This is a genomic window from Mycobacterium sp., from assembly GCF_049802695.1.
Lineage (GTDB): Bacteria > Actinomycetota > Actinomycetes > Mycobacteriales > Mycobacteriaceae > Mycobacterium.
Genome location: NZ_JBARMY010000259.1, coordinates 1 through 1,854 on the forward strand (window position 1 = coordinate 1; position 1,854 = coordinate 1,854).

1 protein-coding gene is annotated in these 1,854 nt (G+C 63.8%); it reads left to right on the plus strand.

Annotation, left to right across the window (positions count from 1 at the left end; genetic code table 11):
- Window positions 1-175: 175 nt before the first annotated feature.
- A partial coding sequence (locus tag WA317_RS10590) for a GAF domain-containing protein (RefSeq protein ID WP_425172985.1) occupies window positions 176-1,854 on the plus strand: 1,679 nt, incomplete at its 3' end.

The window sequence follows — 1,854 nt, forward strand, 5'->3', positions numbered from 1 at the left end:
GGATGTTTGTCATCCGACCAATCTATCGGGACGCGAGGCGGGGCCAAGATTCTCAAAGAACACCAGCTGCAGGAGCGAGTACACCCAACGCTATCCGACGCCCAGGTTCAGCTTGCGCGGCGGCGCAAGCGAACGGTTTGTTTAGGGACGACGACCGGGGTGAATCCGCTCCACCATGACGGGCCGGCGCGATCTGGGTAACGGATTGCATGAACAGCCTGACGACTTGGCTGCGGCTCGCGACCAAATGGAACACCTGGTCCGTGTCATCGTCGAGATCGGGTCCGTTCTAAACCTGGATGTGACGTTGCATCGAATTGTCGATGCGGCGATGGAGCTGACCGGTGCCCGGTACGGCGCACTGGGTATTCGCGCGGCCGACGGCACCCTCGCTTCCTCTTTCATCCACGCGGGAATCGACAACGACACGGCGCGGCGGCTCGGCGATCTGCCGGTGGGCGATGGTGTGCGCGTCGACGATCTGAGTGCTCATCCTGGGGCCATCATGCTGCACGCACACGATCCGCCGATGCACGCGCTCCTCGGAATACCGATCACCGTGCGGGCAACTGACTTCGGGAGCCTTTACCTGGCCGACGATCGGCCCGGACGAGTATTTTCCGACGTCCAGGAGAGCGCCGTGCGGGCATTGGCCACCGCGGCGGCCGCCGCCATCGACAACGCACGACTCTTCGAGCGAGAACGTGAATCGTCGAAATGGACGAAGGCTAGTCGCGAGATCACGACCGCGTTGCTGTCCGGCGACCCGCAAACGGGGCCGTTGCAGCTCATCGTCAATCTGGCGCTGGAGTTAGCCGACGCTGAGCAGGCGATCTTGCTGATCCCCCGGGAGTCCGGTCTGCCCGCCGATGAAGTCGACACCCTTGTCGTCGCCGCTACGGCCGGCCGGTACTCCTCGGAGGTGATCGGTCAGCAGGTTCCTATGGCGGGCTCCACCACAGGCGGAGTCGCGCGTCGCGGTCTTCCGCTGATCACTGGTTCCTTCCAATATCCGATCGAGGGGTTCACCGACGTCGGTGAACGATCGGCAATCGTCATGCCGCTGAGTGCGGACGACACTGTGATTGGTGTCATTGCCGTCGCACGTCACCCGCAGCAGCCGCCATTCGGCAACGATTACCTAGACCTCGTCAGCGATTTCGCCGCGCACGCTGCTATCGCATTGGCGCTGGCGGCAGGTCGCGAACATGCGCTCAATCAGGAACTCGCCCAAGCGGACACTGTCGATGACGCGCTGCATGCCGCCGTTGAGGAACTGCGTCGGCTGTGGCGGGCACGCCGCGTTTTGGCCGTCACCTTCCCGACCGGAAGCTCATCGACGCAAAACGCCTATGGCGCACCGCAGGTAGTGTCGGTCGGCGAGTTCGCGCAGTGGGTAGACCTGCCATCCCATACACAACAGATGCTCAGCTCTTTGCGCGACGGCGACCTACTCACTCCCAACACAACGAAGGCCGGGACGGCGGGCATCGCGCTGCAGCATCCCGAGGGCGTGCTCGTCGTTTGGATCGATCTGGTCGAGCAACGGTCGTTCACCCTCGAAGACCAGACCTTGCTAACAGTGCTGGCAGGCCGGCTCGGCCAAGGTCTGCAGCGGGTGTACCAGGTTGACCAGCAGCGCGAGACCGCCCTGGCGTTGCAACACGCAATCCTCGGCCCTGCTCATCTACCGGCCGAGTTCGCAGTTCGCTATCAGGCCGCCAGCCGTCCCCTTCAGGTGGGCGGTGACTGGTATGACGTCGTCGACCTGGAGGACGGACGCATCGCGTTAGTGGTCGGCGACTGCGTCGGCCATGATCTCGCCGCCGCCACCGTGATGGGTCAGGTGCGCAG